We start from the raw sequence: 15,551 nt of genomic DNA on the forward strand, positions 1-15,551 counted from the left end.
CGCGCGGCGCGGGAGGAGAGCTCTTCGGATGGTTGCCCTATGCCCTTTTCTGCACTTGTTGCCGAAGACATCGTTCGGGTGCTCGGTTCGCGCCGGGTGCTCGACGGCGTCTCCCTCACCGCCTCCCCCGGCCAGCGGATCGGGCTCATCGGCGAGAACGGCGCCGGCAAGTCCACCCTGCTGCGCATCCTCGCCGGCGCCGACGACCCCGACCGCGGGCACGTCACGCGTCCGCCTGATCTCGGTTACCTCCCCCAGGAGCTGCCGTTCGAGCCGGCCGCCACGCTCACCGACGTACTCGACGAAGCGCTGGCCGACGCGCACGCGACCCTCGCCGAGCTCGACCGGCTGGCCGAGGCGCTGCCTGATTCGCCTGAGCTGCTGGCGGCGTACGGCGAGCAGCTGGCGTACGCCGAGGCCCACGACGCCTGGGACGCCGACCGCCGCGCCGACCTCGTCGTCGCTGGTCTCGGCCTCGGCGACGTCGCGCGCACGCGGCAACTCCACTCGCTCTCCGGCGGCCAACGCGCCCGGCTCGCGCTCGCCGCACTCCTCATCCGCCGCCCGAGCGCTTTGCTGCTGGACGAACCGACCAACCACCTCGACGACTCGGCGATCGCCTTCCTGGAAGCGCAACTCCGCGCGCTCCCCGGTGTCGTCCTGGTCGCCACGCACGACCGCGCGCTTCTCGATGCCGTCTGCACCGATCTGCTCGACCTCGACCCCGCGCTCGACGGCCCGACCCGGTTCGGCGGCAACTACACGGCGTACCAGTCGGCCCGTCGGGCGGCGCTCGCCCGCTGGCGGCATCAGTACGTGGAGGAGCAGGCCGAGCTGGCGGCTCTGCGTGAGGCGGCCTCGGTCACCGCCCACCAGATCGCTCCCGGCCGGCTCTCGCGCGACAACGAGAAGATGGGCCAGGGCCACACGACCGGCCGGGTCCAGAACCAGATCGCCCGGCGGACCCGCGCCGCGGGTCGCCGACTCGGCATCCTCACCCGCGAGCAGATCCCGCCGCCACCCGAGCCTCTGCACTTCCGCCCAACCGAACCAGAATCCCCGACGTCTTCCGAAGACCCTCTGTTCTCCCTCCGCAACCTCCACATCCCCGGCCGCCTCCGCCTCGACCATCTCGACCTCCTCCCCGGCGACCACCTCCTGATCACCGGCCCCAACGGCGCCGGCAAGTCCACCCTGCTCGCCGCCCTCGCCGGTCATCCCCCGGGTGCCGTCCCCAGCGACCCCGAGCTCACCATCGCCCTCCTCACGCAGGACACCACCTTCCCCGACGCCACCCCCGACCACCTCTACACCCTTGCCCTAGGCAACGACCGGGCGGAGCAGATCCCGCTCAGCTCCCTGGGCCTCCTCACGCCGTACCAGCGCAGCCAACCCGCCCACACTCTCTCCGTAGGCCAGCGCCGCCGCCTGGCCCTCGCGCTCGTCATCGCCGACCCGCCCGACCTGCTCCTCCTCGACGAGCCCACCAACCACCTCTCCCCGACCCTCGCCGACGAGCTCGAGCAGGCGCTCACCACCACCCTCCGTACCGTCGTCGTCGCCACCCACGACCGGCACCTCCGCAGCCACTGGCCGTCCCGCACCCTCCACCTGGACGCCTAGCCAGGTAGTTTCTCCCCGGTGGACCCGGTAGCAGGGCGGTACCAGCTGATCGACCTGATCGGCACCGGTGGCATGGGCTCGGTCTGGCGCGCCTGGGACCTCCGCAAACACACGTACGTCGCCGCGAAGGTCCTCGGCCAGCACGACGCCGGCATGCTGCTGCGCTTCGTCCGCGAACAGTCCCTCCGCATCCAGCACCCCCACGTGGTCGCCCCGCACGGCTGGGCCGCCGAAGACGACAAAGTCGTCTTCGCGATGGACCTGGTCGCCGGTGGCTCCCTCGCAACCCTCCTCGGCGACCACGGCCCGCTCCCGACCCCGTACGTCGCCGTCCTGCTCGACCAGCTCCTGCACGGCCTCTCCGCGATCCACGCCGCCGGCGTCGTCCACCGCGACCTCAAACCCGCCAACCTCCTGCTGGAAGCGACCGGCACCGGCCTCCCCCACCTCCGCATCTCCGACTTCGGCATCGCCGGCCTCGTCGACGAACCCCGGATGACCCGCCACAGCACCATCCTCGGCACCCCCGGCTACCTCCCACCCGAACAACTCCAAGGCGCCGACCCCGACCCCCGCCAGGACCTCTACACCGTCGGCGCCGTAGCCACCGAACTCCTCACCGGCCTCCGCCCACCCATCCCCACCCCACCCGGCCCCCTAGCCGAACTCATCACCCACCTCACCGCCGAGTCCCCGGCCGCCCGCCCCACCACCGCCACCGAAGCCGCGCGCCTACTAGCCGCCTCAGGCGCCCTCCCCCCACCAGGCGCCACCCCCTGGACCACCACCCCCGACCCACCCGAGGTCTTCAACCAGCTCCCCCCACTCCCCCACCCGTGGACCCCCACCGGCCCCGTAGCGGGCCAGGTTGCCACCTCAGCCCCGCAGGCGCTGCGCCCGCTCACCGGCGTCGCCGCCCCCGGCACCACACCCACGGCGCCACCAGCCGGAGCCAACCCCACACCCGCCGCCCACCCGACAGACCCGTCGCCGCCGGCCTCACACCCGTCGCGCACCGCGCACGTGTCGCACCCAGACCCATCCCTCACGGCGTCGAGCGCCGACCAGTCGGCCGAGGCCCGCCCGCCGGCCGGACGCGCGGCGGAGACTGCAGCCCCGCCTGCCCAGCCCCAGCCTCCGGCCGCCCCCTCGGCGCAGCACCGTCCTGCGGTACAGGCGTCGGGCTCGGCGTACAGCGCGGCGCGCTCATCTGCCGCCCGGGGCCCAGGGGCGCCGCAGGCGTGGGAGGCGACCCCGCAGCAGGCGGCTCCCGGCGTACGGGCTGGCTCTCGGCGCGCCCTCGTGTGGGTCGCCGTCGGGAGTTTTGTCGGCGCACTCGGGCTGCTCGCGGCTGCTGTTTGGGTGCTGCTGCAGTGAAGCTGTGGCATCGTGTCGGATCGGAGTGGAGCTGTTCGTTGTACTGGTGAGTGGCGCCGAGAGACGGCGCCTGGAGGAGGGAACACCGTGCAGTACTTGGTCTCCGTGATTCATGACAAGGCGAACGACGGCACCGACGACGAAATGGCTGCCATCACCGCGTTCAACAAACGCGTTCAACAAGACGGGAACTGGGTGTTCGCCGGCGGTCTCGCGGCACCCGAGGCGGCGACGGTGATCGACAACCGGGACGGCGCGAGCTTGTTCACCGATGGGCCGTTCATCGAGTCGAAGGAGTTTCTCGCGGGGTTCTGGGTGTTCGAGGCGCCCGACCTGGACGCGGCGCTGAAGCTGGCGGCTGAGGGGTCGCTGGCCTGCAACCGGCGGGTGGAGGTTCGGCCGTTCCTGTGACCGACGCAGCTCAGGCGATCACCGACGCGCACCGGGAGGAGTGGGCCCGGGTTGTCGCCGCGCTGACTCGGCGGTTCGGGGATCTCGACGTCGCCGAGGAGGCGACGGCGGAGGCTTTCGCGACGGCCGTCGAGAAGTGGCCCGCGGACGGCGTACCGCCGAACCCGGGCGCCTGGCTCACCACGACCGCGAACCGGCGGGCGATCGATCGCCTCCGCCGGGAGAACAAGCGCGCCGACAAGCAGAAGGAGGCTCAGATGTCGTACGACGTACCGCCCGAGCCTCTCGGCGCGATCGACGACCCGCGGCTGCGGCTGATCTTCACCTGCTGTCATCCGGCGCTCGCGATGGAGGCGCGGGTCGCGCTGACGCTGCGGATGGTCGGCGGGCTCACGGTCCCGGAGATCGCCCGCGCGTTCCTGGCGCAGGAGTCGGCGGTCGGGCAGCGGATCACCCGCGCGAAGAGCAAGATCAAGGCGGCCCGCATCCCGTATCGCGTCCCGGCCGCGGAGGATCTGCCCGGGCGCGTTTCGGGTGTTCTCGCCGTGCTGTTCCTGGTCTTCAACGAGGGCTACCTCGCAACCGCCGCGGACTCCGACCCCGTCCGCCAGGATCTGACCGCCGAGGCGATCCGCCTCACCCGGCTGATCCGGGCCCTGATGCCCGACGACGGCGAGGTCGCCGGCCTGCTCGCGCTGATGCTGCTGACCGAGGCCCGCCGGACCGCTCGTGTCTCCGGCTCCGGCGAGCTGGTCACCCTCGTCGAGCAGGACCGCGGCTCCTGGAACACCGACCTGATTGCCGAAGGCCACCAGCTGGTCCGCGAGCGGCTGGCCACCGGCCTACCGCCGGGCCGGTACCAGATCCTTGCCGCGATCAACGCCGTCCACACGTCGGCCCCGGACGTGCGGGACACCGACTGGTCCCAGATCGTTGCCCTGTACAACCAGCTGGTGCGGATCGACCCGACCCCGATCGTTGCCCTCAACCGCGCGATCGCGGTCGGCGAGCTGGACGGCCCGGACGTGGCGCTGGCGATCATCGACGGCCTCGGCGACAAGCTCGGCCGCTACCACGCCTTCCACGCCGCGCGGGCGGACCTGCTCCGCCGGCTGGGTCGCAGCGGCGAGGCCCGCGAGGCCTACACCGAGGCCATCGACCTCGCGGGCAACACCGCCGAGACCGCCTACCTCACCCGCCGCCGCGACCAACTCGGCTAGCGCCCGTACGGCGGGTACTGCGGCGGCCCAGCCGGCTTGCGCAGCCGAACGATCGCCCAAATCCCGACCGCCACCAGCACCAGCGCCCCACCGCCGAGCCCACCGATCAACCCGTACGGCGTACCGTCGTCATCCGGCGAGGAAGGCGACGAAGGCGGCACCGGCCCACCCGCCTCGGTCTTCTCACCGGTCGAAGGAGTCGGCGAAGGCGTCACCGAGTCCCCCGCAACGGGCGTCGCCCCGTCCGTGTACTCAGGCTTCCCCGTCCCCGCCGTCCCCACGAGCCCGACCGTGAGCGTCATCGGAATCGCGAACGCCTGGTCCTTCGCCTTGCGCGTCAGCGACACCGCCAGGTAGTACTCCCCCGGCGTTGACGTCCCCGTGTCCTGGTTGTTCGCGCCGTCCCGGTTCAGGTACCGGATCTCCTTGGTGGTGATCGCCTGAATCACCCCTCGCTTCGTCAGCACACCACGCTTTCCGGACCCACCCGGCATGTTCTTCGCGAACACCGCGTACACGTCCTCACCGGTCGGCGAGATCAGCGCCGTGTCGAGGTACCGGATCCCGTTCACCGCCTCACCGGTCGCCCCGGCAAGCTGCGGCACCGTCACCTGCGCCTGGATCCGCTGGCCCCAGTCCGCCTTGATCTTGTAGATCTGCAGCTCGCCCGGCATCACCGTCGTCTTGTAACTCCCGGCGTCGAGCAGCGGCGCGTCCGGAAAGCTGGACCCCGGCACGACGTCGCGCGGCGCACTGCCCGGCATCGAGGCCCAGGTCGGGTCGTCGGCCTCGGCCGGCAGCGCGGTCGTCTCGGCGACCGGCGGCTCCTCGTCGACGCGCAGCTCGTACGGAACGCCCTTCAGCTCCCGGAAGTCCTTGCCGGGGTCAACGGTCAGGACGAGCTGCTCGGCGCTGGCACACGGCTTCTGATGGGCGTACTTCGGCCAGCTGGACGCCGTCCCGGTCGCCAGCCCCTGGTCGCCCTCGAAGGCGCGCGGGTAGCTCCAGCCGCAGTCGTCGCCCTCGATCGTGCGGAGCTTGGTCGCGGCCTGGATCACCAGGCTGCCGCCGGTCGGGCGCCGGAAGCTGACCCCGGCGCGCAGCGTCGACCCGGTCATCGTCCGCTTGATCAGGTAGTGCTTCGCGGTCTGGTCGGTGCCGAAGGTGTCGGAGTACAGGCCGGGGGTGAGCACCGGCGCGCCCTCCTGCTGCGGCGCGCCCTGCACCGGCGTACCGGAGATGCGGAACGGGCGGAACGCCCTCGTCGAGAGCCGGTCCAGCCCGGCCTCGAGGTCGGTCGTCGAGTCGGCGTCGTAGTAGTCGCCGCGGCCCTCGCGGGCGACGCACTGCAGGTCGCTGCGGGCCTTCCCGGTGACCCGGAACCCGACCACGTCGATCTTCAGGTCGATGCCCTGCTTGGCGATCGCGCGGGCGACCGCGCACGGTTCCGGCGCGCAGGTCGCCTCGCCGTCGGAGACCAGCACGATGGTTCGCTTGCCCTCGGCCCCGAGATCCTTGGCCGCCTCCTGGAGCGCGTAGCCGATCGGCGTCTCGCCGTACGGCGTGTACTTCGCGATCGCGGTCCGCAGGGCAGGCCGGTTGCCGGTCCCGATCGGGACGGTCAGCTGGGTGTCGGTGCAGGCGCCGGGCTGGCTGCGCTTGAACACCGTCGCGCCGTACACGCGCAGGCCGACCGCGGCCTCCTCGGGCAGCTTGCCGACCACGCGGGTCAGCGCCGTCCGGGCAGCGGTGATCTTGGTCTGGCCGTCGCCGGCCGGCTCCTTCATCGATCCGGACGAGTCGAGCACCAGGACGAGCTTGCCGTCGCCGGGCTCCGGGTCGGCGAGCGCGGGCAGCGTCGTCCAGCTGCTCAGCAGCACGGCGCCGAGCAGCGCCAGCGCCGCGGGGCGGCGGAGTCGGGTGGTCATCGGGTTGCCTCCAGGGTGGTGTTGCTGCAGCCGGAGTCAGCTTTGCAGTTTGCTATCGCGAATGTCAATCCCGCCTGCGACTTGGCAATCCGGTTCGCTACTGCGAAGATGATTCACAGACGCAACCACGAGAAGGGGTCACAGATGGACCAGACGGCCGAGAACCGGCAGCTCCAGACCGAGCTGTACGGCGAGCCGCTCGGAGACCTGATCCGCCGGATCGGCAGCACCCTACGGCTGACCCAGGCCAAGGTCGCCGAGGTGATCGGGCTGTCCGCGCCGATGCTGTCGCAGCTGATGAGCGCCCAGCGGGTGAAGATCGGCAACCCGGCGGTCGTCGCGCGGTTGCAGACCCTGGAGGAGTTCGCCTCCCGGCCCGGCGTCGAGCAGCTCACCCACAGCCAGATCGAGACCGCGCTCGACACCGTCCGCGACACCACCGGCGCGTTCACCGGTTCGTCGCCGAGGGCAACGGTCTCGCGCGTGGTCAGCACCGCGCCGGCGGTGCCGATGTCGACCCGCGCCGTGGTCCGCCAGGTCCAGGACCTGTTCCGCGAGGTGGCCTCGGCCGACGAGATCCAGCGCGCCGCCGAGGTGATCCGCGTCGCATCGCCGGGGCTCGCCGAGCTGCTGACGGTCTACGGTACGGGGCGGACCGATGACGCTGTGGCACACTTCGAGCGTCACTCGGGCTGATATACCACGGCTGGAGTGGACATTCCGGACCCGTCTCATCCGGTGTGCACGACGGAATGCCGCCCGTCCGGGCGGCGTTAGCGTCGGTGCGTGGGCCATCCCCACCGTTCCAGCTCACTCGTTCCCAAGGAGACACCCGTGCGCGCCATCAGCGCCTTCCGCAAGTTCGCCGCCCTCGGTACCGCCGTCACCCTGGCGGTCGCGCTCGCGGCCTGCGGCAGCGACGCCGAATCCGATGCCTCCGGCCCCGACCTGGGCCTGCTCCAGCAGGGCACGTTGCGAATCGGCACGCTCACCGACGCGCCGCCGAACGTCTACGTCAAGGACGGCAAGTTCACCGGGTTCGACAACGACCTGATCACCGCGGTCGCGGCCAAGCTGAACCTCAAGCCCGAGTTCGTCGGGACCGACTTCTCGGCGCTGCTGTCCCAGGTCAACGGCGGCCAGTACGACCTCGGCAGCTCGTCGATCACGGTCACCGAGGCCCGCAAGAAGACCGTTGCGTTCAGCAACGGCTACGACTTCGGCTACCTCGGCCTGAACACCACCAAGAGCTCCGGCATCACCAGCTTCGACCAGCTGGCCGGCAAGCGCGTGGTCGTCGTCCAGGGCACCGTCCAGGACGACTACGCGACCGGCAAGAACCTCGACCCGGTCCGCGTCCCGAACTACAACGCCGCGCTCGGCCAGCTCAAGGCCGGCACGGCGGACGCCTGGGTCTCGCCCGCCGAGATCGGCGAGAAGATGGCCAACGAGCAGGGCGGCGGCACGGTGATCCTGGCCGCCAAGGAGCTCAGCGACGCGCCGATGGCCTTCGCCGTGGCCAAGAGCAACGACAAGCTGCGCGCGGCGGTCGACAAGGCGCTCGACGAGGTGATTGCCGACGGCACCTGGACCAAGCTGGTCGAGCAGTACTACCCGGGCCGCGCCGTACCGGCGAACTTCAAGCCCGGTAGCGGCACGGTGAAGTTCACCGCTCCGAAGGCCGCCGCCGGCTGATGGACGTCTGGTCCACCCTGGGCGACACCTTCCTCGACTGGGAGTCGATGAAGGCCGTCCTGCCCGAGATGCTGAAGGTCGGGCTGGTCAACACGCTGATCCTCGCCGCCGCCTCGGTCGTGCTGGGCACCCTGCTCGGCATGGTCGTGGCGGTGATGGGGTTGTCCCGGCACTTCTGGCTGCGCTGGCCGGCCAAGATCTACACCGACATCTTCCGCGGCCTGCCGGCCATCCTGACCATCCTGCTGATCGGGCAGGGCCTGTCGCCGATCACCCGGCACTGGTGGGGGCCGAACCCGTACCCGCTCGGCATCCTCGCGCTGTCGCTGATCGCGGCGGCGTACATCGGTGAGATCTTCCGCTCCGGCATCCAGAGCGTCGAGAAGGGCCAGCTCGAAGCGGCCCGGGCGCTCGGCTTCGGCTACAGCACCGGGATGCGGCTGGTCGTCATCCCGCAGGGCGTCCGCCGGGTGCTGCCGGCGCTGGTGAACCAGTTCATCGCGCTGATCAAGGAGTCCAGCCTGGTCTACTTCCTCGGGCTGCTGGCCAGTCAGCGCGAGCTGTTCCGGATCGGGCAGGACGCCGCGGCGACCAACGGGAACCTGTCGCCGCTGCTGCTGGCCGGGATCTTCTACCTGGTGATCACGGTCCCGCTGACGCACCTGGTGAACTGGTTCGACAAGCGGCTGCGCGAAGGCCGCCCCGCCGATCTCGAGGTCGAGGAGCTCGTCCATGCCGACCATCGCTGAGTCCGCGGCCAGCCTGGAGCTGACCGGGATCGAGCTTGCCTTTGGCAACAACAAGGTGCTGCGCGGCGTCGACCTCGCCGTACCGGCCGGGTCGACGGCGTGCGTGATCGGGCCGTCCGGGTCCGGCAAGTCCACGTTGCTGCGGGCCACCAACCGGCTGCTGGAGCCGGCCGCGGGTGACATCAAGCTCGGCGGGGAGTCGGTACTGCAGAGCAACCCGGACGAGCTGCGGCGGCGGATCGGGATGGTGTTCCAGCACTTCAACCTGTTCCCGCACAAGACCGTGCTGGAGAACATCACGCTGCCGCTGCGCAAGCTCAAGAAGCTCACCAAGGAGGGCGCGGCCGAGGCGGCGCTGGTCCAGCTGGAGCTGGTCGGACTGAAGGAGAAAGCGTCAGCGCGGCCCGGCAACCTCTCGGGTGGTCAGCAGCAACGGGTGGCGATCGCGCGGGCGCTGGCGATGAAGCCCGAGGTGATGCTGTTCGACGAGGCGACCTCGGCGCTCGACCCGGAGCTGGTCAAGGGCGTGCTCGGACTGATGGCCGACCTCGCCGGCGCCGGGATGACGATGGTGGTCGTCACGCACGAGATGGGGTTCGCGCGACAGGTCGCCGACCAGGTCGCGTTCATGGACCAGGGCGTCGTGGTCGAGTCCGGCGCGCCGGAGAAGCTGTTCGGCGCGGCCGAGTCGCCGCGGCTGCGGCAGTTCCTCTCGCAGGTTCTTTAGGCCATCGCGGTGATCAGCGGGACGACGTCCGCGATCGACTCGACGATCCGGGTCGGGCGGTAGGGGAAGCGGTCGACCTCGTGCTCGCCGGTGGAGCCGGTGAGCACGAGGATGCTGCGCAGCCCGGCCTCGAGGCCGCTGATGATGTCGGTGTCCATCCGGTCGCCGATCATCACCGAGGTCTCGGAATGCGCCTCGATCCGGTTCAGCGCCGAGCGCATCATCAGCGGGTTCGGCTTGCCGACGAAGTACGGCGCGACCCCGGTCGCCCGCGTGATCAGCGCTGCCACCGACCCGGTCGCCGGCAGCGGCCCTTCCTTGGACGGCCCGGTCGGGTCCGGGTTGGTGGCCAGGAAGCGCGCGCCGTCGGCGATCAGCCGGATCGCCCGGGTGATCGCCTCGAACGAGTACGTCCGGGTCTCCCCCAGCACCACATAGTCCGGGTCGCGATCGGTCAGCACGTACCCGACCTCGTGCAGCGCCGTGGTCAGCCCCGCCTCCCCGATCACGTACGCCGTACCGCCGGCCCGCTGGTCGTCGAGAAACTGCGCCGTCGCCAGCGCACTAGTCCAGATCGCCTGCTCCGGCACGTCGATCCCACCCGCGAGCAACCGCGCCCGCAGGTCCCGCGGCGTGTAGATCGAGTTGTTGGTCAGCACCAGAAACTTCCGCCCCGACGACTGCAACGTCGCGATGAACTCCGAAGCCCCCGGAATCGCCCGCTCCTCGTGCACCAGCACGCCGTCCATGTCGGTCAGCCAACTCTCCACCGGCTTGTGCTCGCTCACGCCCATCTCCTCGCCGTCGACTCGCATCCGATCTTCGCAGACCCGTCTCGGTCCACCCGGCAACCACCCGGTGAGCCCGAACACCCACCACTCACCAACCCGCGCCACGACCTGTCCCCCACGCTCAGGCCACACCTGAACTCCCCACTTACTGAGTGCTGCAGATCCGCTCTCCGCACCGCTCACCACCGCCCGTCCCGATCTCGGACCGACACCCACCACTGACCAACCTCCCGAAGCGTCACCCCCTCACGCTCAGCACCCCCGCGCGGACGCCTCAACACCCGGGTTGATCAGTGCTGCATGTCGACGACCAAGCTGTACTCAGCGGCGGTCCGCCGCACCGGACGCCCGGTAGTCCCCACCTGCCCAGCGGCCGAGAAGGCAGTCCGGGCTGACCGCCGCGGCGGCCGAGAGAAAGCGGAAGTATCGGGCGGCAGGCGCCTACAGCGGGGCACTCCGGCGGGCGCCTGCCTGCCGAGGCCCTCGGCAGCCGCAGGCGGCGGGGCACTCGCAGCGGCGAGTGCCTACCGGCCCAGGTGCTCGGCAGCCGCGGACGGCGGACTACTCGCACCGGCGAGCGCCTACCCCGCCCAGGTGCTCGGCAGCCACGACAGCGGGCCACTCGCACCGGCGAACACCTACCCCGCCCAGATGCTCGGCCGCCACGGACAGCGGGCCACTCGCATCGGCGGGCGCCTATCCGCCCAAGACCTCGGCGGCTGCGGGCCGCGGAGCCCGAACGCCCACCACTCACCAACCACCCCAACCAGCCGTCCCCCACGCTCAGGCCACCCCAGCCGACGCCGGCACTACCCAGTTACTGAGTGCTGCAGGTCCGCTCCCACAGCCCACCACCGGGCACCGGCTCGACGTCCGACCGACACCCACCACCGTCCAACCTCCCGCTGGCTCGTCCAGCCACGCTCAGCAGGCCCGCCCGGAGGCGTCACGCGGCGGGTTGGGTCGGTGCTGCACGTCGACCCCGCGGGCGCACCGGCCGACGGCGGCCAGTTGCTCGCGGCTTCTGCCGCAGGCGCTTGGCTGTGGCGAGGTCAGCCGGCGTTTTCGGCCAAGCCGCGGAGTTTCTCGACCATCGCGTTCGGGTCGTCGGCCGCGTAGACGGCGGAGCCGGCTACGAAGACGTCGGCGCCGGCTTCGGCGCAGCGTTCGATGGTGTCGGCGGAGACGCCGCCGTCGATCTGGATCCACAGGTCGAGGCCGTGCTTGTCGAGCAGGGCTCGGGTGCGGCGGATCTTCGGGACGCAGACGTCGAGGAACTTCTGGCCGCCGAAGCCGGGTTCGACGGTCATGATCAGGATCATGTCGAGCTCGGACAGCAGGTCCTCGTAGGGCTCGATCGGGGTGGCGGGCTTGAGGGCCATCGAGGCGCGGGCGCCTTTGGCGCGGATCTCGCGGGCGGTGCGGATCGGGGCCCGGCAGGCTTCGGCGTGGAAGGTGACGCTGCTGGCGCCGGCCTCGACGTAGCCGGGGGCCCAGCGGTCGGGGTCCTCGATCATCAGGTGGCAGTCGAGCGGCTGGGCGGCGGCCTTGGCCAGGGACTCGACGACCGGGAGGCCGAGGGTGAGGTTGGGGACGAAGTGGTTGTCCATCACGTCGACGTGCAGCCAGTCGGCGTTCGAGACCGCGCGGGCCTCGTCGGCCAGCTTGGAGAAGTCCGCGGACAGGATGCTCGGTGCGATCTGGATACCCATAAGGCTTCGGAGTCTACCGACGGGCCGTCAGCCAGCCGACGACCTGGTCCAGCGACTCCACCGCGTCCACTCCGGGCGGCAGCGGCGGGCGGCGGATCACGATCACCGGTACGCCGAGCCGCTCGGCGGCGGTGAGTTTGGCGGCGGTCATGTCGCCGCCGCTGTCCTTGGTGACGAGGACGTCGATCCGGTGCTCGCGGAGGAGTTCCAACTCGTCATCCACCGCGAACGGGCCGCGGGCCAGCAGAAGCGTGCACCAGGAGGGGGCGGGATCGGGTGCGTCGACGCACCGGGCGAGTGTCCAGAGGCCGGTCCGGGCGAAGGCGTCGAGGCCCTGGCGGCCGATGGTCAGGAAGACCCGCGAGCCGAGCTGTGGGACGAGCTCGGCAGCAGCCGCAGCTGAGTCGACCGAGTACCACTTGTTGGAGGAGTCACCAGATGGAGATTCCCAGCCGGGCCGACGCAGGACCAGGAGCGGAACGCCGGTGCGAGCAGCAGCTTCAGCGGCATGCGAAGTCATCGTCGCCGCGAACGGGTGCGTCGCATCAACCACCGCATCCACCCGCTCATCCTCGAGCCAGCGCACCAGCCCCTCGACCCCGCCGAACCCGCCCTGCCGCACAGCACCAACGGGCAGCCGCGCGTTCGCCGTACGCCCGGCCAGCGACGACACCACCTCGATGTCCTGGGCGACCAGGAGATCAGCGAGCCGGCGGGCTTCGCCGGTACCACCGAGCAGCAGGACCTTCACGGGTCCAACTATCTCGCGGCGACCCGCTTCCGCACGATCAGCCCGGTGATCACCAGCACGAGCAGCACCACGATCAGCACCACCGGCAGCACCCGGGCATGCGCCCCGGCGTCCACCGCGGCGAGCTCCGAGGTCGATCCCGCGGCATCGGTGAGCAGCGGTACGACGGTGACGTCCGCGCTCAGCGGTACGACGGCTGCGACCCCCTTGACCGCAACAGTCGCGTTCCACTTGTCCCCCGGCAGCAGCGCCGGCGAGTCGGCGACATCGGCCGACGTGACCTTCAGCTGCCCGAACGGCCCGGCCAGCGAGGCCGTCTGCCGCGCCGACACCGTCGCGTTTCCCGTGTTGTGCACGGTGTAGCTGACGGTCGCGTCCCCACCGACCAGCGAAGGCTTCACCCGTACGTCGCTGACGCTCAGCTGCGGCTTCAGCTCCCCGCCGACCCGCACCTGGATCCGCACCCCCATCCGCTGGTCCCCAGCGCTGGCCAGCGAGGTGACGATCCCGCCGATGTGATCCCCCGGCGCCGCATCCGCCGGAACCGTCATCGTGAACGGCACCGACGCCGACTTCCCGGCCGCGATCGACAGGTGCCCGACCCCGGCCCGCACCCACGCGCCGACGCTCGTCGCCTTCTCCCCCTTGGCCCGCAGGTCGAGCTGACCCGAGTCAGCGGTGAACCCGTCGGCGGCGTACACGTCGAGCTCGAGCGGATCCTTGCCCCGGTTGACGACCAGCAGCCCGTCGTCGACCTTGTCGCCCGGCTGGACGGTGTAGCTGTAGTTCAGCCGGTCGGGGCCGAAGGCGTTGTCGGCCGGCTGCACGCTCCAGGGCGCGTCGGCGGCGTACGCGGGGACGACGGACAGGCCGGCCAGAGCGATCACGGCGGCGGCCAGGAAACGGATCGAGCGCATCGGTGCAGTCCTCGGAATCGTGAACAGAAGGACAGAAGGGTGGAGCGAGCCCCCGCTCGCCCCACCCCCGGATCAGTTGCTCAGCGCAACCAGTTGGTGTCGGCGGCAAGCTTGTTGTTGCCCTTGCCACCCTTGTAGGTGGTGACGGCAACCTTGTCGACGACCGAGCCGACCGGCTGGGCCGGCGAGGCGCCGCTGTTCGGGCCGCACCAGTCGACGTTGCCGCGCTCGACGGCAGCGTTCGGGGCGGCGCAGGTGCCGCTGCGCAGGTTCTCGACGACCAGCTTGTCGTCGGTGACCTGCACCCGGACGTAGGTCCGGACGTGCTCCTGGTTCTCGACCGAGTTCGCCCAGTGGCTGTTCGGGTTCAGCGGGTCCGGACCGTAGTTCGGGTCCTTGGTGACGTCGGGCTTGGTCAGGTCGTAGTACTTCGAACCCGACGCCGAGTTGGCCGTCACGTAGAGCACGCCGCCCGGGCCCTGGGTGACCTTGGTCTGGCCCGGCAGCTCCTTCTTGTCGGCCTTCTTGCCGTTCTTGATCTGGTAGCTGCGCGAGTAGCTGTGGTCGTGACCGGACAGCACCAGGTCGACGCCCAGGTTGGAGAACGCGGTCGGGAAGTCCTGACGACGCACCTGGTTGTCACCGTCGTTGGCGTGCGAGGCCGGCGAGTAGATCGCGTGGTGGTAGACCAGCACGGTGTACTTGGCCTTGGCGCCGTACTTGTTGATCACCTGGGTCACGTAGCCGATGTGCGCGGCGTCCGAGGCGTTGGCGATCGCGTTGCTGTTCAGGTCGATGAACAGCACGCCCTTGTACATGTACCAGTAGTCACCGCCGGAGCGGGTCGCGGCGTCGCCGTTGTAGTACGGCGTCGAGCGGTCGGTGTTCGGCGTCCAGAAGTGCTGCTCGTAGGCCTTGCCGCCGACGTCGTGGTTGCCGATGGTCGCGGCCCACGGGTACTTGCGCAGTACGTCGGAACCGAGGAAGGCGTCCCACTGCGACTCGACGTTGGCGGACTCGACCTGGTCGCCGCCGGAGACCAGCAGCTCGGTCTTCGGGTTGGCAGCGGTGGCCACCTTGAGGGTGTCGGCCCAGCCGGCACCGTCCAGGGCGGTGTCACCGGACGACCCGATCTGCGGGTCGCCGAAGAACAGGAAGCTGAAGTCGCCCTTGAAGTCCTGCGTCTGGAAGGTGTACGTCGGCGACCAGTGGCCGGCGTTGCCGATCCGGTACGCGTACTTCTCCCGCTGCTTCAGTCCGTCGATCGTGGCGTGCGCGTTGTAGCCGCCGTTGACGGTGTTCGGCGCCACGGTCGCCGGGAAGGAGATCGGGTTCTTCGGGAACTCGCCCTTCTTCAGCTGGTTGGCCGGGACGACCTGCACGAGCGTGCCCGCGTTGGTCGTCGCGTACCAGCTCAGCACCCGCTGGTTCTCCTTGGCTCCGACGCCGAGCACGACGCGGGAGACGACGACGGGCTCGCCGTCGACCGGCTTCTTGGCCGCCGTCGCGGTCGCGAGACCGCCGGCGAAGACCGTGGAAACCCCCACCATCGCCACCGCGGCCAGGGCCAGACGGCGGCCAGCAGCTCCGCGGGGGCGGACCTGCTTCCACTGGTTGAACTTCATCGATGTTCCGTCCGTTTCAGGTACG

Annotated in this window: 14 protein-coding genes; 8 read left to right on the forward strand and 6 right to left on the reverse strand. The window is 70.6% G+C overall.

Features of this window, described 5'->3' with window-relative positions:
- Positions 1-39 precede the first annotated feature (39 nt).
- The 4 genes from AB0M01_RS01275 to AB0M01_RS01290 all read left to right on the forward strand — a co-directional run bounded on the left by AB0M01_RS01275 (position 40) and on the right by AB0M01_RS01290 (position 4,631).
- Complete coding sequence (locus AB0M01_RS01275) at positions 40-1,623, forward strand: ATP-binding cassette domain-containing protein (protein ID WP_363664841.1); 1,584 nt, start codon at positions 40-42, stop codon at positions 1,621-1,623.
- An 18-nt stretch (positions 1,624-1,641) separates the two neighbouring features.
- A complete protein-coding gene (locus AB0M01_RS01280) occupies positions 1,642-3,000 on the forward strand; it encodes a protein kinase (protein ID WP_363664842.1) in 1,359 nt (452 codons plus the stop codon).
- A gap of 87 nt (positions 3,001-3,087) precedes the next feature.
- Positions 3,088-3,411, forward strand: a complete 324-nt coding sequence (locus tag AB0M01_RS01285) for a YciI family protein (protein ID WP_363664843.1) — start codon at positions 3,088-3,090, stop codon at positions 3,409-3,411.
- A complete protein-coding gene (locus AB0M01_RS01290; RefSeq protein ID WP_363664844.1) occupies positions 3,408-4,631 on the forward strand; it encodes a DUF6596 domain-containing protein in 1,224 nt (407 codons plus the stop codon). The genes AB0M01_RS01285 and AB0M01_RS01290 overlap by 4 nt, the downstream gene beginning before the upstream one ends.
- Here the strand turns inward: AB0M01_RS01290 and AB0M01_RS01295 are convergent.
- Complete coding sequence (locus AB0M01_RS01295) at positions 4,628-6,559, reverse strand: VWA domain-containing protein (protein ID WP_363664845.1); 1,932 nt, start codon at positions 6,557-6,559, stop codon at positions 4,628-4,630. The two genes, AB0M01_RS01290 and AB0M01_RS01295, sit on opposite strands and share 4 nt — an antisense overlap.
- 144 nt (positions 6,560-6,703) lie before the next feature.
- Here AB0M01_RS01295 and AB0M01_RS01300 point away from each other — a divergent pair, with 144 nt between their 5' ends.
- The 4 genes from AB0M01_RS01300 to AB0M01_RS01315 all read left to right on the forward strand — a co-directional run bounded on the left by AB0M01_RS01300 (position 6,704) and on the right by AB0M01_RS01315 (position 9,730).
- Positions 6,704-7,255: a DNA-binding protein gene (locus tag AB0M01_RS01300; RefSeq protein ID WP_363664846.1), complete on the forward strand. Its 552-nt coding sequence runs from the start codon at positions 6,704-6,706 to the stop codon at positions 7,253-7,255.
- A gap of 138 nt (positions 7,256-7,393) precedes the next feature.
- A complete protein-coding gene (locus tag AB0M01_RS01305; protein WP_363664847.1) occupies positions 7,394-8,254 on the forward strand; it encodes an ABC transporter substrate-binding protein in 861 nt (286 codons plus the stop codon).
- Complete coding sequence (locus AB0M01_RS01310) at positions 8,254-9,003, forward strand: amino acid ABC transporter permease (protein ID WP_363664848.1); 750 nt, start codon at positions 8,254-8,256, stop codon at positions 9,001-9,003. Before AB0M01_RS01305 ends, AB0M01_RS01310 begins: the two co-directional genes overlap by 1 nt.
- Complete coding sequence (locus tag AB0M01_RS01315) at positions 8,987-9,730, forward strand: amino acid ABC transporter ATP-binding protein (RefSeq protein ID WP_363664849.1); 744 nt, start codon at positions 8,987-8,989, stop codon at positions 9,728-9,730. Before AB0M01_RS01310 ends, AB0M01_RS01315 begins: the two co-directional genes overlap by 17 nt.
- Here AB0M01_RS01315 and AB0M01_RS01320 read toward each other — a convergent pair.
- The 5 genes from AB0M01_RS01320 to AB0M01_RS01340 form a co-directional block, all read right to left on the reverse strand.
- On the reverse strand, positions 9,727-10,524 hold the full coding sequence (locus AB0M01_RS01320) for an HAD-IIA family hydrolase (RefSeq protein WP_363666184.1): 798 nt from the start codon (positions 10,522-10,524) through the stop codon (positions 9,727-9,729). The two genes, AB0M01_RS01315 and AB0M01_RS01320, sit on opposite strands and share 4 nt — an antisense overlap.
- A 1,049-nt stretch (positions 10,525-11,573) precedes the next feature.
- A complete protein-coding gene (gene rpe / locus AB0M01_RS01325; protein WP_363664850.1) occupies positions 11,574-12,233 on the reverse strand; it encodes a ribulose-phosphate 3-epimerase in 660 nt (219 codons plus the stop codon).
- Positions 12,234-12,246: 13 nt separating this feature from the next.
- Positions 12,247-12,984 (reverse strand): cobalt-precorrin-6A reductase, encoded by a 738-nt coding sequence (locus AB0M01_RS01330; RefSeq protein ID WP_363664851.1) that lies wholly within the window; start codon positions 12,982-12,984, stop codon positions 12,247-12,249.
- A gap of 8 nt (positions 12,985-12,992) precedes the next feature.
- On the reverse strand, positions 12,993-13,901 hold the full coding sequence (locus AB0M01_RS01335) for a DUF916 domain-containing protein (protein WP_363664852.1): 909 nt from the start codon (positions 13,899-13,901) through the stop codon (positions 12,993-12,995).
- An 80-nt stretch (positions 13,902-13,981) separates the two neighbouring features.
- On the reverse strand, positions 13,982-15,526 hold the full coding sequence (locus AB0M01_RS01340; protein WP_363664853.1) for a metallophosphoesterase family protein: 1,545 nt from the start codon (positions 15,524-15,526) through the stop codon (positions 13,982-13,984).
- Between the last annotated feature and the right edge of the window lie 25 nt (positions 15,527-15,551).

It is taken from the genome of Kribbella sp. NPDC051770 (assembly GCF_040681455.1).
Lineage (GTDB): Bacteria > Actinomycetota > Actinomycetes > Propionibacteriales > Kribbellaceae > Kribbella.